General features: G+C 63.6%; 25 protein-coding genes and 1 pseudogene. 9 read left to right on the top strand and 17 right to left on the bottom strand.

Features of this window, described 5'->3' with window-relative positions:
- Positions 1-642: 642 nt before the first annotated feature.
- A complete protein-coding gene (locus tag GDR53_RS16625; RefSeq protein WP_193335553.1) occupies positions 643-1,143 on the bottom strand; it encodes a histidine kinase dimerization/phospho-acceptor domain-containing protein in 501 nt (166 codons plus the stop codon).
- A gap of 59 nt (positions 1,144-1,202) precedes the next feature.
- Positions 1,203-2,552, bottom strand: coding sequence for a site-specific integrase (locus tag GDR53_RS16620; RefSeq protein ID WP_193335552.1), 1,350 nt, complete (start codon positions 2,550-2,552; stop codon positions 1,203-1,205).
- A 222-nt stretch (positions 2,553-2,774) separates the two neighbouring features.
- Here GDR53_RS16620 and rlmB point away from each other — a divergent pair, with 222 nt between their 5' ends.
- Both rlmB and GDR53_RS16610 read left to right on the top strand, forming a co-directional pair.
- Complete coding sequence (rlmB, locus tag GDR53_RS16615; RefSeq protein ID WP_193335551.1) at positions 2,775-3,527, top strand: 23S rRNA (guanosine(2251)-2'-O)-methyltransferase RlmB; 753 nt, start codon at positions 2,775-2,777, stop codon at positions 3,525-3,527.
- A complete protein-coding gene (locus tag GDR53_RS16610) occupies positions 3,527-3,970 on the top strand; it encodes a hypothetical protein (RefSeq protein ID WP_193335550.1) in 444 nt (147 codons plus the stop codon). The genes rlmB and GDR53_RS16610 overlap by 1 nt, the downstream gene beginning before the upstream one ends.
- A gap of 912 nt (positions 3,971-4,882) precedes the next feature.
- On the opposite strand, the gene GDR53_RS16605 is transcribed toward GDR53_RS16610, so the two are convergent.
- Both GDR53_RS16605 and GDR53_RS16600 read right to left on the bottom strand, forming a co-directional pair.
- The gene (locus GDR53_RS16605; protein WP_193335549.1) at positions 4,883-6,916 is read right to left on the bottom strand and encodes a 3'-5' exonuclease; all 2,034 of its coding nucleotides are present in this window, start codon (positions 6,914-6,916) and stop codon (positions 4,883-4,885) included.
- Positions 6,913-7,272 carry a hypothetical protein gene (locus GDR53_RS16600; RefSeq protein ID WP_193335548.1) on the bottom strand — a complete coding sequence of 120 codons (360 nt, stop codon included), beginning with the start codon at positions 7,270-7,272 and terminating at the stop codon, positions 6,913-6,915. The genes GDR53_RS16605 and GDR53_RS16600 overlap by 4 nt, the downstream gene beginning before the upstream one ends.
- A gap of 170 nt (positions 7,273-7,442) precedes the next feature.
- Here GDR53_RS16600 and GDR53_RS16595 point away from each other — a divergent pair.
- From GDR53_RS16595 to GDR53_RS16570, 6 genes and pseudogenes are all read left to right on the top strand, one after another.
- Positions 7,443-8,632, top strand: a protein-coding gene (locus GDR53_RS16595; RefSeq protein ID WP_193335458.1) for an IS3 family transposase whose coding sequence is annotated in 2 segments (ribosomal slippage) — positions 7,443-7,701 and positions 7,701-8,632 — 1,191 coding nt in all. Because the reading frame shifts where the segments join, the coding sequence is not laid out codon by codon here.
- Between the two features lie 131 nt (positions 8,633-8,763).
- Entirely contained in the window at positions 8,764-9,105 is a 342-nt protein-coding gene (locus tag GDR53_RS16590; RefSeq protein ID WP_232846653.1) for a GTP-binding protein, read from the top strand.
- Entirely contained in the window at positions 9,102-10,124 is a 1,023-nt protein-coding gene (locus tag GDR53_RS16585; protein ID WP_193335547.1) for a WD40 repeat domain-containing protein, read from the top strand. The genes GDR53_RS16590 and GDR53_RS16585 overlap by 4 nt, the downstream gene beginning before the upstream one ends.
- A gap of 109 nt (positions 10,125-10,233) precedes the next feature.
- Positions 10,234-10,299 (top strand): annotated as a pseudogene (locus GDR53_RS19945) (hypothetical protein); the annotation flags it as partial.
- A gap of 157 nt (positions 10,300-10,456) precedes the next feature.
- The gene (locus GDR53_RS16575) at positions 10,457-10,693 is read left to right on the top strand and encodes a hypothetical protein (RefSeq protein WP_193335546.1); all 237 of its coding nucleotides are present in this window, start codon (positions 10,457-10,459) and stop codon (positions 10,691-10,693) included.
- Positions 10,694-10,701: 8 nt separating this feature from the next.
- The gene (locus tag GDR53_RS16570) at positions 10,702-11,958 is read left to right on the top strand and encodes an MgtC/SapB family protein (RefSeq protein ID WP_193335545.1); all 1,257 of its coding nucleotides are present in this window, start codon (positions 10,702-10,704) and stop codon (positions 11,956-11,958) included.
- Positions 11,959-11,998: 40 nt separating this feature from the next.
- On the opposite strand, the gene GDR53_RS16565 is transcribed toward GDR53_RS16570, so the two are convergent.
- Entirely contained in the window at positions 11,999-12,811 is an 813-nt protein-coding gene (locus GDR53_RS16565) for a universal stress protein (RefSeq protein WP_193335544.1), read from the bottom strand.
- 266 nt (positions 12,812-13,077) lie between these two features.
- Positions 13,078-13,758 (bottom strand): TetR/AcrR family transcriptional regulator, encoded by a 681-nt coding sequence (locus tag GDR53_RS16560; RefSeq protein WP_193335543.1) that lies wholly within the window; start codon positions 13,756-13,758, stop codon positions 13,078-13,080.
- Positions 13,759-13,836: 78 nt separating this feature from the next.
- On the opposite strand from GDR53_RS16560, the gene GDR53_RS16555 reads away from it, so the two are divergent.
- Positions 13,837-14,751, top strand: coding sequence for an NmrA family NAD(P)-binding protein (locus GDR53_RS16555; RefSeq protein ID WP_232846651.1), 915 nt, complete (start codon positions 13,837-13,839; stop codon positions 14,749-14,751).
- Between the two features lie 37 nt (positions 14,752-14,788).
- Here GDR53_RS16555 and GDR53_RS16550 read toward each other — a convergent pair whose 3' ends face one another.
- The 11 genes from GDR53_RS16550 to GDR53_RS16500 form a co-directional block, all read right to left on the bottom strand.
- A complete protein-coding gene (locus GDR53_RS16550) occupies positions 14,789-15,043 on the bottom strand; it encodes a hypothetical protein (protein ID WP_193335542.1) in 255 nt (84 codons plus the stop codon).
- Positions 15,018-15,998, bottom strand: coding sequence for an SDR family oxidoreductase (locus GDR53_RS16545; protein WP_193335541.1), 981 nt, complete (start codon positions 15,996-15,998; stop codon positions 15,018-15,020). The genes GDR53_RS16550 and GDR53_RS16545 overlap by 26 nt, the downstream gene beginning before the upstream one ends.
- A gap of 41 nt (positions 15,999-16,039) precedes the next feature.
- Complete coding sequence (locus GDR53_RS16540) at positions 16,040-16,906, bottom strand: sugar phosphate isomerase/epimerase family protein (RefSeq protein WP_193335540.1); 867 nt, start codon at positions 16,904-16,906, stop codon at positions 16,040-16,042.
- A gap of 132 nt (positions 16,907-17,038) precedes the next feature.
- Positions 17,039-17,935 (bottom strand): NAD-dependent epimerase/dehydratase family protein, encoded by an 897-nt coding sequence (locus tag GDR53_RS16535; protein ID WP_193335539.1) that lies wholly within the window; start codon positions 17,933-17,935, stop codon positions 17,039-17,041.
- Positions 17,936-17,958: 23 nt separating this feature from the next.
- Positions 17,959-18,741, bottom strand: a complete 783-nt coding sequence (locus tag GDR53_RS16530; RefSeq protein WP_193335538.1) for an SDR family NAD(P)-dependent oxidoreductase — start codon at positions 18,739-18,741, stop codon at positions 17,959-17,961.
- Positions 18,742-19,122: 381 nt separating this feature from the next.
- A complete protein-coding gene (phnE, locus tag GDR53_RS16525; protein ID WP_193335537.1) occupies positions 19,123-19,971 on the bottom strand; it encodes a phosphonate ABC transporter, permease protein PhnE in 849 nt (282 codons plus the stop codon).
- Between the two features lie 2 nt (positions 19,972-19,973).
- On the bottom strand, positions 19,974-20,885 hold the full coding sequence (gene phnE / locus GDR53_RS16520) for a phosphonate ABC transporter, permease protein PhnE (RefSeq protein ID WP_232846650.1): 912 nt from the start codon (positions 20,883-20,885) through the stop codon (positions 19,974-19,976).
- A gap of 65 nt (positions 20,886-20,950) precedes the next feature.
- Positions 20,951-21,871 carry a phosphonate ABC transporter substrate-binding protein gene (gene phnD, locus GDR53_RS16515; RefSeq protein ID WP_193335536.1) on the bottom strand — a complete coding sequence of 307 codons (921 nt, stop codon included), beginning with the start codon at positions 21,869-21,871 and terminating at the stop codon, positions 20,951-20,953.
- Between the two features lie 36 nt (positions 21,872-21,907).
- Positions 21,908-22,735 carry a phosphonate ABC transporter ATP-binding protein gene (gene phnC, locus GDR53_RS16510; RefSeq protein ID WP_193335535.1) on the bottom strand — a complete coding sequence of 276 codons (828 nt, stop codon included), beginning with the start codon at positions 22,733-22,735 and terminating at the stop codon, positions 21,908-21,910.
- 70 nt (positions 22,736-22,805) lie between these two features.
- Positions 22,806-23,993 carry an alpha-D-ribose 1-methylphosphonate 5-triphosphate diphosphatase gene (locus GDR53_RS16505; RefSeq protein WP_193335534.1) on the bottom strand — a complete coding sequence of 396 codons (1,188 nt, stop codon included), beginning with the start codon at positions 23,991-23,993 and terminating at the stop codon, positions 22,806-22,808.
- Positions 23,980-24,717 (bottom strand): phosphonate C-P lyase system protein PhnL, encoded by a 738-nt coding sequence (locus GDR53_RS16500; RefSeq protein ID WP_210321350.1) that lies wholly within the window; start codon positions 24,715-24,717, stop codon positions 23,980-23,982. Before GDR53_RS16500 ends, GDR53_RS16505 begins: the two co-directional genes overlap by 14 nt.
- Positions 24,718-24,722: the final 5 nt, after the last annotated feature.

Genomic DNA, 24,722 nt, shown 5'->3' with positions numbered 1-24,722 from the left:
TCCTTCCGTACCCAAGGGCCGGCGCTCAACGCTCTCCAATTTTCAGCAAGTTAAAGAAGTGTTCGCCACGACGTTGTCTCGACGGACCTCACAGCCTCCAGCCAATCAATCGTCCTTCCCGTGGCTAAACGGCCGCAGTCAACAGCAAACCACCGAAGGCGGCCAGTCTCGTACCGGCCCGACTTTGCCAGACCAACAACGTCCGCTTTCCCCGAAGGCCAATTGAAAGCGGCCAGGCGGCTTGCCAACCCCTTTTCGACGTTTAGTCGGGCATATTTGAACGGCAGTTTCTATATCGCGGTTGGTGTCAAGGGTCGCGCCGCGTCATCTGCCGCAGCGAGGCGGCATTGCCGATCGCAAAAAGGGCGCCGTCGAGCGGCGTGCGTACAGAGTCGGCCTTTGCTGCTTGGCATGAGGTCGTGCCACGCGGGGCTCGCGCTCCTCTTATGGGTCAGCGCTGGGCCGCCCCATGATGGGGTAAGAAAGGCGGGGTAAATCAATCTTTTGGGCGTCCTTGCCAACTGGCAGGGCCGCGGCCATTACGATCTCACGCCACCTTCGTCCCCGCGAGGACCTCTTTCCTGGCGAGGCAGAACCTTAAAGCTGCTGGAGACGGATAATCAGGTGGCCGCTGCGGCGGATTCAACGCCGATCAGATAGCTTGGACCCTGCCCTCGGCGCCGGAAGCGGTGCTGACATTGATCGTGCGCCGCGTTCCGCCAGCCACTTACATGGCCTGGATGGCATTGACGGCCAGATTAACCACCACCTGCTGCAGCTGCACCCGATCGCCTGCACGGAAGGCAAGTCCGCACCCGGTTCGAGCTGGACGCGGACGCCCTTGTCGGCGCATTCGTGGCGCAGGAAGACGGGGCCGTCGTGGATCATGGCATTGAGGCCGATCAGGCTGTGTTGCGACGGCCGCTTGCCGGCCATGTCCTGGATGGGACCGATAATGTCGCTGGCGCGCTGGGCGCTTTCGACGATCCAGGTGGTCAGCTTCACGAGCTTGTCGAGATTGGGTTCGGCCTTGTCCAGCAAGCGCAGCCTGGTCCGGGCATTGGTCGGGATGGCCGAGAGCGGCTGCTTGATCTCGTGGGCAATTGATGTCGTCAGCTCGCCCAGGTTGGAAATGGGGCGCACGCCTGGAATCGGCGGTGATGTCGAGCATGCCGTTGGAGATTATTTTGCTCAGCGCATCCTCACCCACTAGATGTGGGAGTGAGGTCTGCATTCGGTCTGAGCGGCAGCTCCACCCTTTGCAACCATCGCAACTTGAGCTCGAGGCTGGGGCCCTTGCCGTATTTCGGGCGCTGGAACTTATGCCCCATCATCGAGGCGATGACCTTGTCGGGGGTTTCTTCCTCGATCAGCCGATCTTCAAAAGAGTGCCGGAAGCTGTATAGCGACTGGTGCTTGCTCTGAATAAGGTTCGCCTTTTTTAGGGCCTTGGCCAAGGTGGCGGACAACGTATCGGCCTTGTCTCGGTATGTGGGGAAGCCTTTCGGGTGCCGTTGCAGCGCCGCCAGGGCATTGCCTGTCAGCGGCAAGTCTCGCTCGGATTGCGGGTTCTTGAGCTGCCTGCCCTCCGGCCGGATCTGCACGAGCGGAATCGGCGCCGCCAATTGAATGTTCTGCTCCAGCAGCCCGCACACCTCGGACGGCCGCATGCCCAGCTCGGCGACGATCAGCAGGATATCGCGGGCCTCGGCGTTGAGTCTGTCCAGGTCGGGCGACAGTACGATGGCCACCGCCTGCTCGGGCGTGAAGGCCGCGCGGCTGCCCGTCGTCTCCCCTTCCAGGCGCAGCCGGCTGAATACCGGTTTCAGGCCCAGCTGGTGCGCCATGTCGATATCGCGGTGCATCTTGTTCATGTGGCCAAAGTCCTTGTTGGCCGTCCCTATCTCAAGGCGATCCCTGACCAGCTTGACCTGCCACCATTCGCGGAAGGTCACGGCATCGGCGCGGGTGAGCTCTTCGAGGTACTTGTCGTCGATCGCCTCGATGAAGTTGGTGGCGGCCTTGAGCTTGGGGCTGCGCCACCGCTTGCGCTGCGCCTCAGAGAACGCCGTGAGCTTGGCCGAGTGGATGGTTTCAAACTCGGCGACCAGGTCAGACACGCGCAGTCTGGGCCTATCCTCGCCGCCCAGCACGGCCGCGACGTCGTTCTCGCTGTCGATGGCCTGGCGGTTGAGCAGCAGCTCGACGCGGGCCAGGGTGTCGGCAATGGCGTGGCCGGCGTGGAGCTCCTCGACGGTCTGGTAATTGACCCCCAGCGCCTTGGCGCGCTTCTGGGCAGCCTCGAAGCGGATGCGGGCCTCGGCCGACTGACCATCGCGCAGGCCGCGCCAATAGGCCTCAAGGTTCTGGTTGAGCTGGGCCACCACCTGGCGGGCGCGGATGGCCTTGGGATCATCAGCTACCGCAATATTGGTGGACAGTTTAAGCGGGGAGGATCGTCGATCGAGGTGGGCGAACTCTGCGGGGATGCGGCGGACGAGGTACCATATCCCCGCTCTTTTATGCGGCTTCGCTTCGGTCGTGCGCCTCATGCGCGGAACCTCAATGTTGGACAGTTTGTTGGACAGCCAAAGGCCCATATTCGGGTCAGAAAGTCAAGGAACGCAGGCATCATGGGCATTTTCATCACTAAAACCGAATCCAGTCCCCTCCACCAACCGCCCTTCCCTCAGAATGGCCAATTGCTGCCCCCCCGCCGCCACCGCGCGGGCGAGCCGCTTGCTGGCATCGCGCAAAGGCGCTAGGCAAAGCTCATGAGCTTCAACAAATTTCCGCCCAAGGCGCGCTACAATCCCGATGAGGGTCCGGTCTATCTTTACGGCATGCACACCGTGCGCGCCGCATTGGACAATCCCAACCGCATCAAGAAGGTGCTGCTGGCGACGCCCAATGCGCTGAACCGCCTCAGGGAATCCGGCGAAATCGGCAAGGTTCCGGTCAAGGAAACCACGCCCAAGGAGCTCGACCGGCTGCTCGGCGACGACGCCGTGCACCAGGGCGCTGCGCTTGAAGTCGATCCGGTGACCCGCTTCGGGCTCGATGACATCCATCCGCTGCAGCTGGTGGTGGTGCTCGATCACATCACCGACCCGCATAATGTGGGCGCCATCCTGCGCACTGCCTGCGCCTTTGGCGCTGATGCCGTCATCACCACGGCCCGCCACTCGCCGCGCGAGACCGGCGTGATGGCCAAATCGGCCTCCGGCGCGCTCGACCTGGTGCCGATGATCGAGGTGCGCAACCTGGGCGACGCGCTCGAAAAGCTCAAGAGCCGCGGCATGTTGGTGCTCGGCTTTGATTCTGAATCAGAACTGCAGCTCAAGCCGCGCACCGACAGCCAGCCCATGGCCATCGTCATGGGCGCCGAGGGCAAGGGCCTGCGCCAGCGCACTCGCGAGCTCTGCGACGAAGTGGTCAAGCTCGACATGCCCGGCCCGATCAAGTCGCTCAATGTTTCAAACGCCGCCGCCATCGCTCTGTTTGCGGCCACTGCCGGACGTTCCTGATGACCCAGTTCGCGCCCTTCGCCATTGCCCTGCGCCTGTCGGGCGTGACGCTGCGGCCGCTGCCGCAGGCGGGCGTGCTGAGCCCGCTGACCGACAGCGACAAGCTGCAGCTCGAACTTGATGGCGCCCTCAAGCAGCTGACCAGCCGCTTCGAACCCGAAGACGCCGAGGGCAGTTTCTACGCCCAGGTCGACGTGCCAGTGGCCAATCCGGTGCGCGCGCTGCTCGAGCTGGCCGAACGGTCTGGCCCGGCCATTGCCGCCATGCTGGACGATCGCCGCATCGGCAAGGCCGTGCTCGACCTGGCCTTTGATTATCCCGAGCATGGCGAAGCCATGTCGACCCGCCTGCCCGCCCATGTCGTCGCCGCCATTGCCGGCTTCGGCATCGATATCGAGGTCTCGGTCTATCTCACCGACGTCGAGGACGACGAGGAAGACTAGGACGCCGGTGCTGTTGCGAGCGATACGGATTTTCCAAAGTCATGCCCGTCTGCAACATACACCTTCACAATTTCAGAGGCTTAGGTCCCTTTTGGTTATCTGTGTTGAATTCGGACCTTCCAGACCAAATGCCGTAGATGTCGCTGCTTTGGGTTCGGCCGAGGGCGATTGTGTGCATTGGCACCTGTCCAAAGTGCGACATTCGCGGAACTACAACCGGGTGCTCATGGGCGGGAGCTGCAGCTCATTGTTGTCGCTGCCCACAAGGTTTGACCAGATTCCTGGCAACAGACGCCGAAAGGTGAGGCAAAGTTTGCCTCACCTCAATAGGTTTAGGGACGACCAGGGGGCACTGGGCAAAATCGGGACGTGCTCGGAGTGCTACAGGTGAGGGACGACGACTGCCAATGCGTCTCTCTGACGGGGCGCTTGTGTGTGTGAGCGCCCCACAAGGATGGTCAAAAGTCCGATTTGTGCGCACTCAATGTTCACGTCAGTTGGCCTCAACTTTCGATTGAAGGCGAAAGCCCCGGGAAACCGGGGCTTTCTCATTTTGGGTTGGATTGGGACAGGGCCGCGACCGGTTCGTGTTCAGAGTGCGGGTATAATGACACCACCACTCCCTTGCTGTACATTGGGAGGCGCGCCTGTCGTGACGCCGCCCATAGAATTTCCATCATTGGAGGGAGCACTTCCATCCACGGACGGACAGCCTCAACATTGAACGTGCGGGCAAACGAGCCAGCTAGAACGCCTACCATATAAAGGCAACAACACGGTTGATTGGCACCGGGCAGCGGGGCCGCTTGGATTGGAGCTCGGGTTGGTTCCTACCCTTCAGCTGTTGAAGTAAGACTGCCGTGAAGCAATAGCCCGCATCTGACCTTGTGCAGCAGATCTGCCCCAAATGTCCTACCGGATGTCATCAAGGAATTCGGAACCCGGCACTACACCTGAAAGCATCAGCCGATCACGCGCGCGGGTCGCCGCCACATAGAGCAGGTGGCGTTCGGTATCCTGGATGGCGGCAATGTCGGCGACATCTCCGACTCCGGCAAGGCGTTCAGGGTCGGGCAGAACGTCGTCATCCAGTGCCATCACGACCACCGCTCGAAACTCTAGCCCTTTCGCGTCGTGCATGGTGATGACCGGGATATCGACGCCAGCCGTCTTCAAGGCAGCACGGGCGCGGCCAAGCTGCTCCTGACCGCGCACGAGCACCGCAAGCTCCTGATCATTCATCCCCTCATCGAGTCTTGCACGTAGCCACTCTGACACGCCGGCCGTTTCCGCATCTTCGTTGGGAAACAAGCGCACAAGTGGCGCGGGCCCATCGAATACTGATACGGTGCCGCGCCTGCTCTCTTGATTGCCATCGAGATCGACAATCTCCGGCTCGAGCAAGCGATCGGCCGTACTGCGGATCTGGTGCGAAGTGCGATAGCAGACCTTGAGCACTTGTGCCCGGCCTCGGACGTCGAGGCCTAGCCGGGCCCAGGAAAATGGCAGATGAAAGATGCGTTGGCCCAGGTCGCCAGTGAAGAAGAGCGAGTCCGGCCCACCTGCCCTGCCCGCAGCTGCTAGAAATCGAGCTTGGGCAACGGACAGATCCTGGGCCTCATCAACAACGATGTGGGTGAACGGCAGTTGGCCACCGGCATTGACCCACGCGGACAGCCGTCCATAGATGTCTGCCGACGTCATCACGTTCCGTTCCGCAAGACGCTTGCGAACGAAGGCGAAGACTTCCCAGGCGCCTTCTCGCTGCTTCGGTCCAAGGCGTGTTCGCCGCCCAATTCGGGGCACCCGGGCATAGGATTCAAGGTCATGCAGCCCCCAGGCGTCGACCAGCTCTTCCCATTCCTCGAACAGGAATTCGGGCGAATGGCCAGCACCCAGTCCAGTGTCTGCTGCTGCCTTGATGGCCGCACGGATCTGCGCAGTCGTTGCCAGGTTCGGCTGTCCGAAAGCGCCAGTGTAGAGTTCATGCACCGCCTGATCGATGGCACGCACCGAGAGGCGCTGACGTGCATCCGGCAAAGCCTCGGTCATCAATTCGACCTTCCCCGAAAGGCTCTTGGCCAAAGTCTTTGAGAAGGTGGTGAGAAGCACTCTGGCATATTGACGTGATGCCAGATGGACGGCGCGATGCAGCCCCACGATCGTCTTGCCGGTACCAGCCGAGCCCGAGACACGGGCCGGCCCATTCCACTCTCGGGTCACTGGTGCCCGCTGCGCGGGATGGAGAAACACCGCCCATTGGGCAAAGGGCGCATCGAGCGCTGCCTTGAGTTCTTCCAGCCCCTCGACAGCACGGAAGCGACGCTGCGCATCTGGATGCGTGAAGGGATCGGTACCCGGAGCAGCCTTTATGGCGACATGATCGGAGAGGCGCCCCCCGGTTGCGAAGTTGAGCAGCGCTTCGGCCGCCTCGTCGGGCAAGGACGCAAAGAGATCGTCCACACGGACGACATCTGTATCTCGGACGGCGTCGAGCCACTCGCGTGGCACACCCACATCGAGAAGCGCGTCATCGGGGAGGTCAGCGAACGGCCGTTCCACGGCCACCGGTGTCGGCACTTCTTGGGCGGTTGCTTCGAATGGCGCCGGCCGCTCCTCGACCCGCTCGACGACTTCTACCAGCTGCATGGCGCCGGTGCGCTCGTGTGGCACAAGCTTCCGCCGCTTGGCCCAGCGATAGGCTTCATCGTGGTGCCCCACCCAGGCCAGCAGGGTGTGCTCGCGGTCCTTGTGCAGCACGATGCGGATGTCCTGGCTGACGCGGGCAGTCCAGAACCCCGCGGCCGATTCCACCCGATGCAACTGCATGCCGTTGCCGCTCTCATCCTGTGCGAGGTCGAACGCGGTGATCTTCACCTGCTTCTGTTCGGCGGCCGTGAGCCGGTCGAGCGCTTTGGTGAAGGTGGCGGCATAAAGCAGGGTCACAACAAGGTCCCAACTGCGTTCTTAACGGCCTCGCGTGCCATCAACCCGAGCTTGCCCCTGGGATGAGCATCTCCTGAAAGCCAGTTCGGCAGCAGTGCCCCTTGAGACTTGAAGTGCTCGGTGTGAACCACTGTCAGCCGCCCGTCCGAATAGGCAACCTCATTGATCTGGCGCCATGTCGCTTGCGGTCTCGAAGCTACATATGCGCGTCGACACTCCTCGACATAGTTTCCACCTGCTCCCATCCCGAGCATGACCACGAGCTTTGTCCTGGGAGACAACTCCGTCAAGTGCGCCCCTATGCAGTTGGATAGCACCTGCTGGCCGAAGGGCGTTTTGGTGAACTTGTCGAGCATGCCACCGCCCGTCCCCATCCATTCAGTCGACTTTTGATCGTATCTCTCGACCGTGCAGCGAATGAGGGAGCCAAAGTGGAAGCGGCCATTTCTGTCGGATATGGCGTGACGTTGCCCCCTGCGCCTAATCCAGTTTGAAGTAGGCTCTGGCCCCATCAGAAGGACCAGAGATGAAGCGAACCAGGTTCACCGAAGAGCAGATCATTGCGATCTTGAAGGAGCAGGAGGCCGGCGTTCCAGTTGCCGACCTGTGCCGCAAGCATGGCGTCAGCAATGCCAGCATCTACAAATGGAAGGCCAAGTATGGCGGCATGGACGTCAGCGAGGCCCGACGACTGAAGGCGCTTGAGGACGAGAACGCCCGGCTCAAGAAGCTGCTGGCCGACAGCATGCTCGATAATGCCGCGCTGAAAGATCTTCTTGGAAAAAAATGGTAGCGCCCGCCGCCGAGCGGGATGCTGTCGCCCATCTCCAGACTGCCTATGGGATGAGCGAGCGGCGGGCGTGCCGAGTATTGGGATGTTGCCGGATGACGATGCGCTACCAGGCGCTGCGAACCGATGACATCGTGCTGCGCGACCGGATGAAGGCCATTGCCCATGAGCGGCGACGGTTTGGCTATCGGCGGCTGCACGTCCTGCTGCGGCGGGAAGGGTATCAGGTCAATCACAAGCGCCTGTTCCGGATCTATCGCGAGGAGAAGCTGATGGTGCGCCGTCGAGGCGGCCGCAAGCGTGCCATGGGCACCAGGGCGCCGATGCTGATCCCAATGGCGCCCAACGAACGCTGGTCCCTGGACTTCGTCTCCGACCAGATGACCGACGGTCGGCGCTTCCGGGTGCTGACAGTGGTCGATGACTGCACACGCGAATGCCTGACCTTGGTTGCCGACACCTCGCTGTCTGGTCTGCGCGTTGCCAGAGAGCTGGAGACGCTGATGGCTACTCGAGGACGCCCCAAGATGATCGTCAGCGACAATGGGACTGAGTTCACGTCCAATGCCATCCTGGGCTTCGCTGACCGGATGGGGATCGACTGGCACTACATTGCCCCTGGCAAGCCGATCCAGAATGCCTTCATCGAGAGCTTTAACGGCCGGCTGCGGGACGAAATGCTCAACGAGACCCTGTTCCCATCGCTTGCTCACGTCCGGGCCACCGTGGCGTCTTGGCGCGCCGATTACAATCTGCACCGGCCGCACTCGCGGCTGGGTTGGATGACGCCTGCCGAATACGCCGACACCTTCAACCCGCGACGGGATCTGCCGCTCCGCTCAATGACCAGCTCCGCGCCAGCCCCCGTCGCTCACCCCGGCCAGATCGACCAAACTAACCGCCCGAGTCTACTTCACGCTGGATAGAAGTTGGGGGCAACGTCACCCGCATCCGCAAGGTCAACCCGCTGGCCGCTATCGAACATGCCGAGCGCTGCGACCTGCCGCTCGACCTTGTCCTGGGGCGCGACGCCTTCAATCTGCAGCACGTGCTCGAGGTGGAGCCGAACTTCCTGACCGAAGACCATGCCCACGACCATGACGAGGAAATCGGCAGCGTCTCGCTGGTGAGCGAGGTCCCGCTCAACGAAAAGGCTTTCTCCACCTGGATCCGCCAGGTGACGCAGACCTTCGGTACCGACATTCTGCGCATGAAGGGCATCATCGCCTTCAAGGATGACCCGGAGCGCTTTGTGGTGAAGGGCGTGCACATGCTGCTTGAGGGCGACTACCAGCGCCCCTGGAAACAAGATGAACCGCGCCAGAGCCGCCTGGTCTTCATCGGTCGCGACCTGCCCGAGCAGCTGCTGCGCGACGGCTTCCGGCAGTGCCAGGCATGATGGCCGGGGCTGATGTCGCCGTTCCCGAGCCCGCGATCCGCGCTCGGGTGGCGGAATGGCAACTTGGCGCACCGGGCACCGGGCTGGTCTGGCTCGGCCAGACGCTGGTGGCATCAGGTGGCGACGGGCGGCTGCATTTCACGGATGTCTTGAGTGGCGAGCTGTTGAGCGCGGCGCTGCATCAAGGCGCCATCCTCGCCCTTGCAGCAGATCCGACCACTGGCCGGGTCATTACCGGCGGTGACGATGGCCGGGTCATGGCCGCGACAGCCGAAGGCAGCGAACAATTGCTCCACCGTCCCGGACGCTGGATCGATGCTGTCGCTGTGGGCCGCACGGGAATGATCGCCGCTGGCGTGGGCAAGGAGGTCTTGCTGTGGCAGCAGGACGATCTCCACAGCAAGCAGATGCCATCGACCGCTGCGGGCCTGGCCTTTGATGCAAGGGGCACCAGCCTTGCCGCCGCCCATTACGGTGGCGTCAGCCTCATCGATGTGACCCATCCCAAACGCGCCCCGCGGCTGCTGGCTTGGAAAGGCTCCCATATCGGGGTAACTTTCAACCCCAATGGCCGGTTCGTCGTTTCAGTGATGAGCGAGAACGCACTCCATGGCTGGCGCATCAAGGACGCCGCCAATATGGCCATGTCCGGCTATCCCACCAAGCCGCGATCGCTGTCCTGGTCGGCCGATGGACGGCTGCTGACCTCGTCGGGTGCCGATGGCGCCATCGTCTGGTCGTTTGCCGGTCGGGACGGCCCCATGGGCACATCGGCCATGAGTCTGGGAGAACGGGGTATGCAGGTCACCGCCCTGGCCTGGCATCCCAGCGCGCCCATGCTCGCTCTCGGCTACCGCGATGGATCGGTGCAGCTTTGTCGCGCCGAAGACGGCGACATGCTGCCGATGCGGGTTGCGGATGGCCAGCCGGTCAAGTCCCTCGGCTTTGATCCCGGCGGGCGTTTCTTGGGCACATTGACCGAAATCGGCAGCCTCGGACGCGTCGACCTCGCCAGTTAAGGCCCTTGCGCTCATGTGAGCATCTCCGGACGGCTGGCCGCCTTCCAGCTGGACCGCATGATCGACACGGCGCGGGCAGCGCCATCGACCGCCGAAGCAGCGTCATGACATCGCCGACTATCTATGCCTGACCATCGAGACCGTCTCGTGCACGCTCAGCATCCTCAAGGAGGCCGGCATGATCCGGTTGCCGGGCGTCAGCCAGGTCGAATTGCTGGACCTGGCGGCCCTGCAGCTTATGGCCGTAGCGGTCGTCCGAATTGACGTCGATCAAGGGCAGCATCCGCATTTGCTGGCATCATGCCGGACAGCGCCAGCAAGAGGAGACCAGCATGATCAACCGGGAATGGCACGCCGCACACAAGCTGGGCCGCAATGCCAGCCTCGACGACCGCCTGGCCTGGCATCTCGACCACGCCGCCAACTGCGATTGCCGGGAAATGCCGCTCGCCATCCGACGCGAGGCCGAGGCCCGCGGCCTGCCCGTGCCGCGATTGCGCCGGCTGCAGGCCGATACCTGCCCGACGGCCGCCACCTGGCCGCCCGGCACGCCGCCGGTCCGGCACTAGGCCGCCCCTTGGAACAGACCGCCCTGTTCAGCCGCCTCGGCGTCGCCTTGGCGATCGGCCTGCTTGTCGGCCTCGAGCGCGGCTGGAGCAAGCGCACCGAGGAGGATCATCAGCGCGCTGCCGGCTTCCGCACCTTCGCGCTGAGCGGACTGCTGGGCGGCGTTGCCGGCCTGGTATCGCTCGATGCGGGCGGCATTTTCCTGGGCATGAGCTTCCTCGCTTATGCTGCAGCCTTCACGGCGTTCCACTGGCTGGAGGCCACCGCCGACCAGGATCTCAGCGTCACCTCGGTGATTGCCGGCCTGCTGACCTTCCTGCTGGGCGCCCTCGCCATCCTCGGCGACATCAATCTCGCCATTGCCAGCGCCGTGGCCATGACCGTGCTGCTGGCTTTGCGCGAACAGCTGCATCGCTGGGTTGCCGCCCTGACCTGGAAGGAGATCAGCTCCGTCCTCACCCTGCTGGCAATGACCTTCCTGCTGCTGCCCGTGCTCCCCGACCGCACCATCGATCCCTGGAACGCCCTCAATCCGCACGAGGTCTGGCTGCTGACCATCCTGATCGCCACCGTATCTTTCGCCGGCTATGTCGCCGTGCGGCTGTTCGGCGACCGGCTCGGCATTGTTCTGGCGGCCCTGGCCGGCGGCCTAGCCTCGTCCACCGCGACTACCCTGGCGCTGGCCCGGATGGCTCGAGCCGAGCACAGTCCGACCCGGCTGCTCAGCGCCGGCATTCTGCTGGCCGGTACGGTCATGCTGGCCCGGGTCGCCGCCGTGACCCTCTTGCTGAACCCACCCCTGTTTGGCCTCGTCGCGCCCCCTCTCGCCGCCGCCGGGACTGTCCTACTGCTGGCGGCAGGCCTGCTGACCACACGGAGCACCCAGGACGGCCAGGCCAGTCTGTCCATCGACAATCCTCTGGCCATTGCCACGGCCTTGCGCATGGGTGGCCTGATCGCCGTCGTCATGCTGGGCACGGCCTATCTGCTGCAGGCGGTCGGATCGGCCGGGGTGGTGGCCATTGCCGCCCTCTCCGGCCTCGTTGATGCCGATGCCCTCACCATTTCCATGGCCCGATTGGGCGGCGGCGCGCTGGCTTTGCCGACCGCAGGCTGGGCCGTGCTTGTCGGCGTGGCCGTCAATACCGTGTCCAAGGCCGTGCTCACGCTGGCCGCCGGCGGGGCGCGGATCGCCCTGCCGGTCGCCCTCGCCAGCCTGGCGGCGCTCGCCGCCGGATTGCTGGCTGCTGTCGTTCCCTATTGGTGAACATGGCGGAGAACCCCCGCAGCTGCCCCCTCGGGCCGCCTCAGCGCGCCATCAGCACCGGCACGTCGGCATTGGCGAGGATATGGCGGGTGGTGCCGCCCAGGATCCATTCGCGCAGCCGCGAATGACCATAGCCACCCATCACCAGCAGGCCGGCGCCCACCCGGCGGACTTCCGCCAGCAGCGCCTCGCCGGCGTCGTCCGGTCCAGCTTCCGCCATGCCGATCACGGCCGAAATGCCATGCCGGCTCAGGTGGCGCGCAATATCGCCGCCAGATGCGGTCGCCTCTCCTTCGCCTACCATGACGACGATGACCTGCCCGGCCAGCTTGAGGAAGGGCATAGCCTCGGCCACCGCGCGGGCCGACTCGCGGCTGCCGTTCCAGGCCAGCACAACCGTGCCGAACGAATAGGGTGTCTGCGCCTTGGGCGGCACGAACAGGCAGGCCCGGCCGGAGCTGAACAGGACCGCAACCTCCATGTTCACGGCATCGGCCGGATCGCCATAGGGACGCGTGGCGACGAACAGGTCGGCCGTCCGCGCCTCCATGGCCAGGGCATCGCCGGCCATACCGGAAAACGCATCGATCCGGCGCACCTCATGGGGCATGGTCAGGCGATCAAACCGCTGCACCAGGCGGTCCAGCGTCGCATCGGCCTGCTCATTGGACTGCTCGATCAGCGGCTCCATGGCGATCAGGGCGACGCCGTCGCCGCCGATCACCTCGGGCAGGATATGGGCGTAAAGCCCGGTCAGATGAGCGTCGAAGCGCGCCCCGATGGCCTCGGCATAGGCAAGACGAACCTCGTCTTCCGCCGATCCGGTAAGATGAACCACGATGTCCTTGATCACTTTCTTCTCCCGTCTGACCTGTTGTGCGGACAGGCCCAGCCGGCGATGATCGACGCCAGGATCCTGCTGCTGCTCGACAATCTAGCCAGGCGCGGCAGGCAATCCTTGTTCTGGATCAAGTCCGGTATTTTTCCTGAGGCCGCAGGAATCCGCGCATATTGGGCTCGATGCACAGTTCAGCTGCACGCGCGACTTGCAGAGATCTCGCAATGCTTTGCCGCCAAGGCACTACCGCGATGTGTGGAGCGCGCAGCGCCCGGGCAAGACTAGTGCCAGTCCGCCAGCCAGCCGCCAGCGGACAGCAGCGCGACGGCCTCATCGATGGCCTGGGGCGCCTCTACCAGGAGCGTGGCGAGGTCAGCGCCCAGCAGGGCCTGCATCTGCAGCGGCACAAAGGCCATATCGATGAACTTGGCGGCCGCCGGCATGGCGCGCGCCATGGCTTCGGGTCTGCCCGCCTCACGGCCGGCAAGGGCAGCGGCGGCAATCTGCACGCCCCGCTCGCGGCCGATGGAATTGGTCAGTCCGGCCAAGTCGGGAAACCGGGTGGCCGTGCTGACCACCAACCGCATCAGCGCCACGACCTGCTCCCGCAAGGCATGCTCGAGGATGAGATTGCCCGCCAGGCGCAGCCTCTCGCGGACGCCAATATCCGCCGGTGCGGGATCAGCGTCATGCGACACCAGGGTATCGACATTGCGCCGGACCACGGCGGCAAACAGTTCCTGCTTGTTGGCATAACGGGCATAAAGGCTGGCCTTGCCCGCCCCCGCTGCCGCAGCGACCTGCTCGCAATTGGTCAGGTCGAATCCCTGCGCCAGGAACAGACGCTGGGCGGCGTCGAGCAGGCGGCGATCCACGTCGCCGGCCTGCGCCGCGCTGGGTCGGCCGCCGCGTCCCCTGGCCGGGATGGGCGCCTTTCGCCTGGTATTGCTTTCGCCTTGCATGGCCCCAAGGCTTAGGCTACTGCCTGCCGGATTGCAACTGAACGAGGTCGTTCAGTTAATGGCAGAGGAATTACCATCGTGATCAATGGGATCGGACAAATCGTCGTCCTGGCAGGCGCAAGCGGCGACCTGGGCAGCCGTATCGCTACGGCATTGACCGCGCGCGGCGCGACCGTGCGGGCATTGCTGCGCGCCGGCAGTTCCGAAGCCAAGCTGGCTATGGTCCGGGCTACCGGGGCGACGCCGGTCACGGTCGATTTCAACGACGCCGCGGCGCTGGCCAGGGCCTGCGAGGGCGCCGGTATCGTCGTCTCCGTCCTCAACGGCCTTGCGCCGATAATGATCGACCTGCAGACCCGCCTGCTGGACGCAGCCATTGCCGCCGGCGTGCCGCGCTTCATGCCGTCCGACTTCTCGCTCGATTTCACCAGGACGCGCCCGGGCGACAACCGCAACATGGACCTGCGCCGGGAATTCCAGGCGCGGATTGATGCGGCGCCGATAAAGGCGCAGTCGGTGCTGAACGGCATGTTTTCCGATCTCATCACTGGCCAGGCGCCGATCATCATGCACAAGCAGCGGCGCGTGATGCATTGGGGTGATGTCGATCAAAAACTCGACCTGACTACCAAGGACGACGTCGCCGATTATGCCGCCGATGTGGCTCTGGATGCCGAGGCGCCGCGGTTTTCGCGCATTGCCGGCTCATCGGTCAGCACGCGGCAACTCGCCGAGATCATGACCCGGTTGACCGGGCAGCGCTATACCCCGCTCCGTCCGGGCGGCCTGGGCCTGTTCGGCGTGGTCATCGCACTGGTCCGCGCCCTCACGCCCAAAAGCGACGATGCCTTCCCCGCCTGGCAGGGCATGCAGTATATGCGCGACATGCTCAGCGGTCGCGGCAAGCTGACGCCGCTCGACAATGCCCGCTATGGCAAGACGGACTGGACCTCAGCCGAGGATGTCCTGGCCAGTGCCCTGCCCAGGCCATGATGCTGCGCCCGGACGGACCGGCCCGGGCGCTGTAGCATCAGCGGCGTGGCGCCGGCACCGCCGCGCCTGCTCCAAGCTTGTCCGGAACCATGCCGGACACCAGCTCGACCTCGGCGCGCATCGCCGCCTGAATGCGGCCATGCAGCACTTGCGCCTCGTCCAGGGTCCAGTCGAGGCTTGCCAGCGCATCGAAGGATGCGGGCTCAAACCGGAAGCTGACACAAAGTGCAATCGAATGGACACCGGCCCATTCGATTATCGTCGTGCTATCCCAGGGCCGCCTGCGCCGCACAGATGCGGTCGACCAAGGCGTCGACGTCGCCCTTGGGCGGGCGGTTGGCTGCCAGACGCTGCTTGAGATGGACGATGGGCTCGGCCAGGATGGTGTCGAGGTCTTCGGCACAGGTAAAGTCGCCGACCACCCGCTTGATCTTGGAATTGTCAAAGATCGCCGTCCAAGCCTTGTCGCCAAGCAGCGGGCCGACCCATTCGGGATTATAGCGCACCAGGGTATCGGTGGGCACATGCACGATCTTGGCCTCGACCCCCAGCAGCCGGGCAATGGCCTTCTGGATGTCGTCCCAGATATGGGCCCGGTCATTGGTGATGTGGAACGTATCATTGAGCGCAGCCGCCTTGCCGAACAGCCGGACGAAGGGCACGGCAAAATCGGCCGACCGCGTCAGGGTCCAGGGCGTATTGCCGTCGCCGGCAACGATGGTGGGCTCACCCTCGAGCATGCGTCGCGCCATGATATCGCTGTCGCCGATCATGATGGGCAGGCCGGTCCGCACCGTGTGGCTGGGCCGCACGATCGTCCAGGCCAGGCCTTCTGAACCGGTCAACCGCTCTTCGCATGCAATCTTGTCCTGGCTATAGCGCCAGTACGGGTTGATCGCCGGCGTCTCCTCCGTGATCACGTAATGGCGTGCCGGCTTTTCGTAGACCGAGGCGGACGAGATGAAGATGTACTGGCCGCAATGGCCGGAAAACACCTCGATGTCGCGCGCGACCTGGTCGGGCGTGAAAGCGATGAACTGGCAGACCACGTCGTATTTCGCCTTGGCCAGATCGGCATATTCGGGCCCCGCCAGTTCGCCGGTGATCGAGGTCACGCCCTTGGGCAGCGCGTCCAGCCGCTTGCCACGGTTATAGACGCTTACATCATGCCCCTGCGCGACGGCATCGGCGACGCAGGGATAGGAAATCTGCCCGGTGCCGCCGATGAAAAGAACAGTCATAGCCATTTGAAAAAACCTCGAAATCGGAAGGAAATGATGGGATGCGGCTAGCCTGGCGCGCCGGCTACTGCCTTGATATGGGCAAGGCCACGGCGGTATTCGGGCGCACCGAAGTGCTCGAGCATCAGGGGCACGTCGCGCCCCAGCTTTTCGATCTCGGCAAGATAGGCGCCATAGTCGAGATTGCCCTCGCCGGGCGGCACTTCGTCAAAGTGGAACGAGATCGTCCCGGGCCCGCCTTGCATGACAATATCCTTGGCGTGACAGGAGACGATCCAGGGTCCGAGCAGCGCAAACGCCTCGCGGATCATGCTCCCGGAATTGAAATAGAGGCGCGGGGTGATCACCATGTTGACCGCATCGATATGGGCGCCAAACTGCGGGCGATCGATGGCCTTGAGCAGCTTGAGATAGTTCTCGGCCGTATCGGTCACCAGCCAGGGCACCATTTCCAGCGAGAACTTGGCCCGCTTCGGCTTGACCGCGTCGATGACATAGCGGGCCGTCTCCACCGCGCGCTGAAACCCGGCCTCGCTTTGATTGTCCGGATGCGGGCCGTAGTCGTAATTGTCGCTCAGCTGCCAGGGGTCGCCCGCATGGCCCACCGTGCCGTGAAAAGCCACACAGGCCCGGGCGCCCAGCTCATCGGCCAGGGCCAGCTGATGCACCGCATAGTCTAGATTGGCCTGCCGCTGCCGCGGATCGTGGGCGATGAGGTTCTTCCACGCGCCACCCTCGGCAATCACCACATCGGCAGCCGCCATGGCCTTGATGACGGCCGCGATCTCGTCGCGGTTGTCCACACTGATATTGGGCATATAGGCCGCATTATAGCCGAACGCGACATGCGCCCGGGCATAGGCGTCGGGGTCGCCGCTATAGTCGATGCCGTAGCCGCCGAGTCGAAGGCTCATGCGCGGATGTCCGCCGCGGACTGCCCAAGGCGAGCAGCGGTAATTTCTACGCTTGGAATTTTCGTTTCCTCCTCAGAAAACCAAAGCTGTACGGCTTGCCGGCGGCTCCTCTGCCCGCCGGCAAGCCGTCAATCAGGATTGCGGCACGTATTGACGCCAGCTGTGCTGCTGCTTGAACCCGAGGACCTCACGGATCTTGCGGTTTGACAGCGGCGCTTCGTGATCGCCCATAGGTCGGGTGATGGGCGAATTCGGCGCCCATTTCTTGAGGAACGCCTCGGTCGGCTCGTTGGCCGTTATCTCGTCATTGACCGCGTTGAAGACCTGGAAGCCTAGCCCGTCTTTGGCGACACACAGATCGACGATCTGCCCGAGGTCGCGCGCGTCGATATAGCTCCAGGCATTGCGCTTGCGCGACTGGGGATCGGCCAGGAAGGCCGGGAAGCGCGCATAGTCTTCAGGCGAGACGACATTGCCGATGCGCAGGGCATAGATATCGGCGCCCGTACGCATGGCAAAGGCGCGGGCCGTTTTCTCGTTGACCAGTTTGGACAGGCCATAGCTGTCCATCGGATCGATGTCGTAATCTTCCTCGAGCGGGAAGGAATGGTAGTCCTGGTCGCCCTCGGCAAAGCACACGCCATAGGTCGTCTCGCTCGAGGCGATGACGATCTTGTTGATGCCCAGCTTGGTGGCAGCCTCGATGACATTGTAGGTGGAGACCACATTGGCCTTGAAGGTCTCGTTGTCGGGCTGCAGCAGAACCCGGGGAATGGCAGCGAAATGCACCACGGCATCCACCGGCGCGGGGCCCTGGCCCGAGTTGAAACCGTCAAAGTCGAAATGCATCGACAGCGCATTGAAGACCTGGCCGCTATCGGTGAGGTCGGTGATCAGGGTATTGACCCCGTCCATGTCCAGCGGCTTGAGGTCAAGATTGAGAACGGCGTGCCCCTGGGCGCGCAGATGGGCAACTGCGTGGCGTCCGGCCTTGCCGCTGCCGCCGGTAAAGACGATGCGCTTGCTCATTTCTATTCCTTTGAAGACTCGTTTCAGGGCATCAGCTGGCCGCCATTGACCTGGATCTCCTGGCCAATGATGTAGCTCGACAGGGCGTTTGACGCCAGGAACAGGTAGGCGCCGACACACTCTTCGGGGCGGCCATGGCGTCCCTGCGGGATAGTGGCCAGAGCCGCATCCATCTGCGCCGGCGTCGAATAGCGTTCGTGGAATGGCGTGGTGATCACGCCGGGCGAGACGGCATTGACGCGAATGCCGAAAGCGATGAGTTCCTTGGCCATGCCGCGCGTGACATTGGCGACGAAGGCCTTGGACGAGCCGTAGATCCCCGCGCCATTGCTCGCGCCATTGCGGGCCGCGATCGAGGTCGTGTTGATGATGAAGCCACCGCCGGCGGCTTTGAGATGCGGGATGGCGGCGGCGCTGGCGGCCAGGACCGAGCGCGCATTGAGATCCATGACGGCGTCGTAATGCGCGTCGGTCATCTCGGCATAGGGCACTCTGGCCACCATGCCGCCGGCATTGTTGATCAGCCCGTCGAGACGGCCAAAGGCGGCCACGGATTCCTCGACGGCCCGGCGCATTTCGGCGGCCTTGTTGGCATCGGCCCGGACCAGCACAACGGTGCCGCCGTCCTGCGTAATCTTCGCAGCCAGTTCAGTCGCAGCGTCGACGCTGGAATTGTAGTGCAGGCCCACCTTGGCGCCCTGCGCCGCAAAGGCCGCAGCCAGCGCGGCGCCAATCCCGGTGGATGCACCGGTGATGAGCACGGCCTTGCCGGTCAGGTCGGGGATAACGAGTTCAATATCGGCCATGATGTCTGCTCTACCGGGTTTGTCGTTGGGCGAGGGATCGCTTGCTGGTTCTGCTGCCAGCGGCGCAGGAGATGAGACACAGCATGTCACCTCCTCGCAGGTTCAGTCGAGATGCGGACACAAATGTGACTGCCCGGTGCTGAAAATAGTGGAGTCATGCGCCACTCAACGGCGGTCAACCGGCCGAGACTAGCACCGATGACGCGGCGGCGTACTGGATTCGCCCGACCATACCGAACGGGTGGAACGGGGTCGAGAGCTGCATCCGGCGCAGACCGGCGATCGGCGTGATCGCCCCCCGGCATGGGAAATCCGAAAGCGGCCGGTGGCGGATACGATATCACCCGTCCTGCGCAGTCCGCCGGCCTCGGCCAGGACAGGTCACCCCTGCGGCGTCGCCTGGATCAGTTTCATCCGGATGCGGCGGGAGATGTTGTCGATTACGGCCACCGTGACCAGGATCATCAGGATGATGAAGGCGGCCTCGTCCCACTTGTTGATGCGCATGCGGTCCGACAGCTGCAGCCCGATGCCGCCGGCGCCCACAATACCCAGAATGGTGGCCGAGCGCACATTGGATTCAAAGAAATAGAGCACGTGGCTCAGCATCACCGGAAAGACCTGCGGGAAGACGCCCAGCCGCATGGCATGGCTGTCGCTGCCGCCGCTGGCCCGCACGCCCTCAACCTGCTTGTCATCCACATTCTCGATGGCCTCGGCGAAGAGCTTGCCGAAGATCATGACGTCGCCCACGGCAATGGCCAGCACGCCGGCAAAGGGGCCAAGGCCGACTGCCGAGACGAAGATCAGCGCCCAGACGAGGCCGTCAATACCGCGAAAGCCATCGAAGAAGCGGCGCAGGCTGAAGTGGAACAGCCAGTTGGGCACGACGTTCTTGGCGCCCAGAAAGCCGAGCGGCAGCGCCACGACGGCGGCGATCAGCGTACCCAGAAAGGCCATGGCGAGGGTTTCGGCAATAGCGTAGCAAAAGTCCCAGAAGCCGTCGCCCGGCCAGGGCGGGATCATCAGGCTGACCAGCATGCCCAGCTTGGACAGGCCGTTGACGACCCGCATTGGCGAGGCATCGATCCACCACAGGCCATAGCCCAGCAGCGCCAGGATGCCGAGCCACAGGCTCCAGTCGCGCAGGCGCTGGGCCAGCGGACGGGCCAGCAATTGCGGGTTGATGGCCTTGATGCGCGCGATATCGGCAGCGGAAATGGTCTGCATGGTCAGTGCCCCGTCATGAAGTGGTTGCCGATGATCCGGTGGCGAATGGACTCACAGGCGATATCGATGATCGACACCGTCGCGATGAGCAGCAGCATGATGGCGGAGATGTCGGTATATTCGAACTGCCGGATGGCGACATAGAGCTCCTGGCCGATGCCCCCTGCCCCGACAATCCCGAGCGCGGAAGCACCGCGCACATTGATCTCGAAGCGCAGCAACAGATAACTGGCATAATTGGGCAGGGCCTGTGGCACTACGGCCAGGCGCATCACCATGGGCCAGTTGCCGCCGGCCGAGCGCACGCCATCGATCGGCCGCTCATCGACATTCTCGTTGACCTCGGCAAACAGCTTGCCCAGCGAGCCGGCGGTATGCACGGCGATCGCCAGCACGCCGGCAAAGGGACCGAGGCCGAAGGCAAAGACAAAGATCAGGGCAAAGACCAGTTCGGGCACGGTGCGGCAGAATTCGAGCACCCGGCGCGAGAGGATATAGACGGCGGTATTGGGAGCCAGGTTGCGCGAGGCGGAAAAGCACAGCAGCAGGGCAATTGCGCCACCCGCAACGGTGCCGACAAAGCCCATCAGAATGGTTTCGACCAAGAGGCGCAGCCAGAAACGCAGGCCCCAGTACCACTCGGCCATATCGGCACCGAAATTGGCCAGCGTCAGGGTCGGCATGGTGCCGGCAATGTAGTTCCAAGCCTTGGGCAGCCCGTCCATCAGTCCGGGCAGGTTGAAATCGCTGACCATGACCGAGGCTACGAGCGCCGCCAGGAACAGTGCGCCATAGAGACCGGTCCATAGCCGGCGGGTAGCCCTGACCTGGTGATAGCGGGTTTCAAAGGCGGCGAGGCGGTCGTGCCTGTGGTCGGTGGGACGTGGGCCGGTGGCCGGTTCGGGCAACATCATCGGGTCATTCCTCGTCGCGATGGCAGATTGGCACGCGAGGGTGATCCTCGCGTGCCATGGCAACGTCAGTTGGCGGTGCGGCGACGTTCGGCGGCGTTGAATTCGGTAATTGCCACGACATCGAGATAGTCTTCGTGGGTGGCCTCGACATAGCCGCTTGAGGTGCCGCGGGTGTATGCAGCGAAGCCTTCTGGATCTGCGGTGGGGAAGGCCAGCAGCGCCGCCTTGAATTCGTCCTGCAGTTCCTGCGGCAGGGTCGTCAGGATCATGACGGGCGTATTGGGGATAACCGGCGAGGTCCAGATGATGCGGGTCGACCCCTCTTCGATCAGGCCCTTGCTTTCCATGGTCTGGATATTGCCGGCCTCTTCATTGCGCCAGTGCGTGGCGACGGCTTCGAACGTGCCGTTGACCAGGGCCATCACGCTCTGCTCGTGCCCGCCCGAGAAGGCCACTTCACTGAAGTACTCGTCAGCCGAGGTATCGAGTTCGGTGGCCAGGTAATAGGAGGGCACGGCATAGCCGGACGTCGAATTCGGATCGGCGAAGGCAAACGACTTGCCCTTGATGTCCTCTAGGGACTGATAGGGGCTGTCGGCGCGTACGGCGATCACCGAATAGTATCCAAGATTGCCCTCGTTATCGAGTGTGACGGCCACCGGCGCGACATCCTCACCCATGATCTTGCGGGCCAGCGCATAGGCGGCCGGGCCGACCGAGGCGATATGCACATGTTCCGAGCGCATCGCTTCCACAATGGCCGCGTAGTCAGTGCCGCGCACGATCTTGACCGGCACGCCGAGCGCTTCGCTCAGATACGCGGCATAGGGCTCGTTGCGGGCGATGGCATCGGTTTCGTTCTCGCCCGAGGAAATGCCGATGGTCAGTTCGGGATATTGCTCGCGCCAGTCCTGAGCCAGGACGGGCGACATGACGGCAGCCGAAATCAGCACGGCCGCGAGGCCGTGGCGCAGGTAAGTGAACATAGCAATGCTCCGGTTGAAGGGTTTGAGTGGCGACGCCTACTCGACGTCGGCCATTTGTCGTTGCATGTCGGCCTTGGCCGTCATGTGGGCAGCCATGGTCGAGGTAAGGTTCTCGTCCACGGTATCTTCGTTGTCGCCGCCATAGATTTCCTGGATCACCCGAGAGGTCAGCTGGGCGGGTGTACCATCGAACACCACCCTGCCCTGCGCCATGCCGACAATGCGGTCGCAATAGGCCCGGGCGGCGTCGAGCGTATGCAGATTGCAGATGACGGTGATCTTGTCCTGCTGGTTGATGGTGCGCAGCGCATCCATCACCAGTCGTGCATTGCGCGGGTCGAGCGAGGCGATGGGCTCATCGGCCAGGATCATCGAGGGATTCTGGATCAGTGCCCGGGCAATGGCCACACGCTGCTGCTGGCCACCCGACAGGGTGTCGGCGCGCTGCAGCGCCTGCGGCAGCAGATCGAGGCGATCGAGCGCCATGGCCGCGGCAGCGCGATCCTGGGTCGAGAAATGCTTGAACATGATCGGCAGCGTGGCCGCGGTACCAATCCGGCCAATCAGTACATTGGTGAGCACGTCGAGCCGGTTCACCAGGTTGAACTGCTGGAAAATCATGGTGCAGCGCGAACGCCAGGCCCGCAATTCGCGGCCGGTCAGCTTGCCGATATGGATGTTGTCGAACACGATATCGCCCTGGCCCGTACTGGCGAGGCGGTTGATCAGGCGGAGCAGCGTGGACTTGCCCGCCCCAGACCGGCCAATGATGCCGACCATCTGGCCAGCCGGAAAGCTCAGGGAGACATTGTTGACCGCAATGGTCTGGCCGAATGTCTTGGTGATCTTCCTCAGTTCAAGCATGTCACTACCTTTTTTCGAGGTCGTCGGGTCGTCAGGCTTGTGTTGAAGCTAACCGGCTTGCATGACACCGTTAACTCATTCGAATGACACCACGGTGACGGATCGGGACCATGCTGCCGTCGGAATAGGCCACGGCGCCCCTGCAGATGGTGGTGCGCACATGCCCCACCCCGGTATCGTCGGCGATGATGAGATCGGCGCGCAGGCCCAGGGCGATTTCGCCGCGATCCTCAAGCCCCAGGACGCTCGCCGGATTGCGTGTCGCCAGCCGGGTGGCGCCGGCGAGGCCATCTGGATCGGTCTTGCCCAGCACCAGTACCGCAGGCAGCATGGCGGACGGGTGGTAGTCGGCAGCCAGCAAATCGAGCAGGCCATGGGCATGGGCCTCGCGGGCCGACAGATTGCCCGAATAGGAGATGCCACGCAGCGCATTGGGGGCGCCCATGGCATTGAGCATACCGCGGCTATGGGCTTCGCGTGCCGCCTCGAGCGTCACCGGGAACTCGCTGATATGGGCACCCAGCGCCTGCATCTGCACCACCTTTTCCACCGTGTCGTCGTCATGGCTGGCCAGTGGCACGCCATGGAGCGCGCAATATTGGGCAATGGCGCGCAGCGTGGCGCTCAGGTCGCCCGCTGTTTCCTTCCGGTCGCGGATACGCTGGTCGAGATTTGCCCGCGCCTGCTCGAGGGTAATGCCCTTGGACTTGGCCAGATTGGCCGCCTGCAGCGCCAGATCGCGATACTGGCCCTGCCCCGGCGTATGGTCGCACAGCGAGATCAGATCCACCGCGCCTTCGGCGATCAGTTCCTTGACCACCGACAGGGCTGCCGGAAACGTCACCTCGAAGCGGGCATGCACGCGGTGGTCGACCAGCAGCTCGGCCTGGTGCGCGCGCAGCGCCCGGATCATTTCGCTGGTGAAATCATAGGAGCGCATGTGGCCATAGGTCGATCCGGGGCTAAACGATACTGCCGCATAGGCGGTGGTGATGCCCGAATTGGCCAGCTTGCGGTCAAGGTCGCGCAGGCCCATTTCCATCGGCATCCGGACATTGGGGCGCGGCTCGATCTCGCGTTCGATCATGTCGCCATGCATGTCGATCATGCCGGGCATCAGCAGCAGGCCCTGCCCGTCGATATCGGCCTGCTCGACCGGGGTCTGGCGGACCTCGACGATCAGGCCATCCTCGACGCGCAAGGCGCCGTGGTCGATGACGCGGTCGGCCAGGACAATGCGGAAATCAGACAGCCACATGGGTCAACTCGCGCGGAAAAGAAACAGGATGGGTGACCAGATCGATCTCGCGATCGATGAGGTCGGCGACATCGCCCGGATGGTGAAATACCCCGACAATGGCCACGCCGGCGGCCTTGAGGTCGGCGAGACGCCGCACCAGCGCGGCCCGGGCACCGACATCGAGCGAAGCGGTTGGCTCGTCGAGCAGCAGCAGGCGCTGCGGCAGGATCAGCGCGCGGGCCAGGTTGACCTTCTGCTGTTCGCCGCCGGAAAACGTGCTGGGATAGGCGCGCCAGAGTTCGGGGCGGACGCCGAACTCGCCCAGCCAGTGCCGCGCCTGCTCCAGGGCCTCATCGGGCGCATAGCCGGCCAGCCGCAGCGGTTCGGCGACAATGTCCTGGGCGGCAACGCGAGGACGGGCATTGAGGAACTGCGTGACAAAGCCGATTTCCTGGCGACGCAACAACGCGATGTCGACATCGGCGGCGCGCGCCAGGTCGATGGTGCCCAGGCTGGACTGGTACCAGATATGGCCGGCGACGGGCAGATAGCTGCGCCACAGCGTACGCAGCAGCGTCGACTTGCCGGCGCCGTTGCGACCCTTGAGCAGCAGGAACTCGCCCGCATGCAGGTCAAAGCTGATCCCCTCGAAGGCATGCAGCATGCTGTCGAGATGATACATGCGGAAGGTCTTGCTCAACCCGTCGACGCGCAGCAGGGGCAGATGGTTGTCGTGTGTCATGGCGG

Source organism: Devosia beringensis, from assembly GCF_014926585.1.
Lineage (GTDB): Bacteria > Pseudomonadota > Alphaproteobacteria > Rhizobiales > Devosiaceae > Devosia > Devosia beringensis.
This window is presented reverse-complemented; position numbering and strand designations above follow the sequence as displayed.

Bases quoted from the DNA above. Each gene is read 5' to 3' on its own strand.
- GDR53_RS16505 (WP_193335534.1), bottom strand. From the start codon at position 23,993: ATGTGGCTGTCTGATTTCCGCATTGTCCTGGCCGACCGCGTCATCGAC.
- GDR53_RS16560 (WP_193335543.1), bottom strand. From the start codon at position 13,758: ATGCAAGGCGAAAGCAATACCAGGCGAAAGGCGCCCATCCCGGCCAGG.
- GDR53_RS16545 (WP_193335541.1), bottom strand. From the start codon at position 15,998: ATGGCTATGACTGTTCTTTTCATCGGCGGCACCGGGCAGATTTCCTAT.
- phnE (WP_193335537.1), bottom strand. From the start codon at position 19,971: ATGCAGACCATTTCCGCTGCCGATATCGCGCGCATCAAGGCCATCAAC.
- GDR53_RS16610 (WP_193335550.1), top strand. From the start codon at position 3,527: ATGACCCAGTTCGCGCCCTTCGCCATTGCCCTGCGCCTGTCGGGCGTG.
- GDR53_RS16500 (WP_210321350.1), bottom strand. From the start codon at position 24,717: ATGACACACGACAACCATCTGCCCCTGCTGCGCGTCGACGGGTTGAGC.
- GDR53_RS16620 (WP_193335552.1), bottom strand. From the start codon at position 2,552: ATGAGGCGCACGACCGAAGCGAAGCCGCATAAAAGAGCGGGGATATGG.
- phnE (WP_232846650.1), bottom strand. From the start codon at position 20,885: ATGATGTTGCCCGAACCGGCCACCGGCCCACGTCCCACCGACCACAGG.
- GDR53_RS16585 (WP_193335547.1), top strand. From the start codon at position 9,102: ATGATGGCCGGGGCTGATGTCGCCGTTCCCGAGCCCGCGATCCGCGCT.
- GDR53_RS16575 (WP_193335546.1), top strand. From the start codon at position 10,457: ATGATCAACCGGGAATGGCACGCCGCACACAAGCTGGGCCGCAATGCC.
- phnD (WP_193335536.1), bottom strand. From the start codon at position 21,871: ATGTTCACTTACCTGCGCCACGGCCTCGCGGCCGTGCTGATTTCGGCT.
- GDR53_RS16540 (WP_193335540.1), bottom strand. From the start codon at position 16,906: ATGAGCCTTCGACTCGGCGGCTACGGCATCGACTATAGCGGCGACCCC.
- rlmB (WP_193335551.1), top strand. From the start codon at position 2,775: ATGAGCTTCAACAAATTTCCGCCCAAGGCGCGCTACAATCCCGATGAG.
- GDR53_RS16535 (WP_193335539.1), bottom strand. From the start codon at position 17,935: ATGAGCAAGCGCATCGTCTTTACCGGCGGCAGCGGCAAGGCCGGACGC.
- GDR53_RS16600 (WP_193335548.1), bottom strand. From the start codon at position 7,272: ATGCTCGACAAGTTCACCAAAACGCCCTTCGGCCAGCAGGTGCTATCC.
- GDR53_RS16530 (WP_193335538.1), bottom strand. From the start codon at position 18,741: ATGGCCGATATTGAACTCGTTATCCCCGACCTGACCGGCAAGGCCGTG.
- phnC (WP_193335535.1), bottom strand. From the start codon at position 22,735: ATGCTTGAACTGAGGAAGATCACCAAGACATTCGGCCAGACCATTGCG.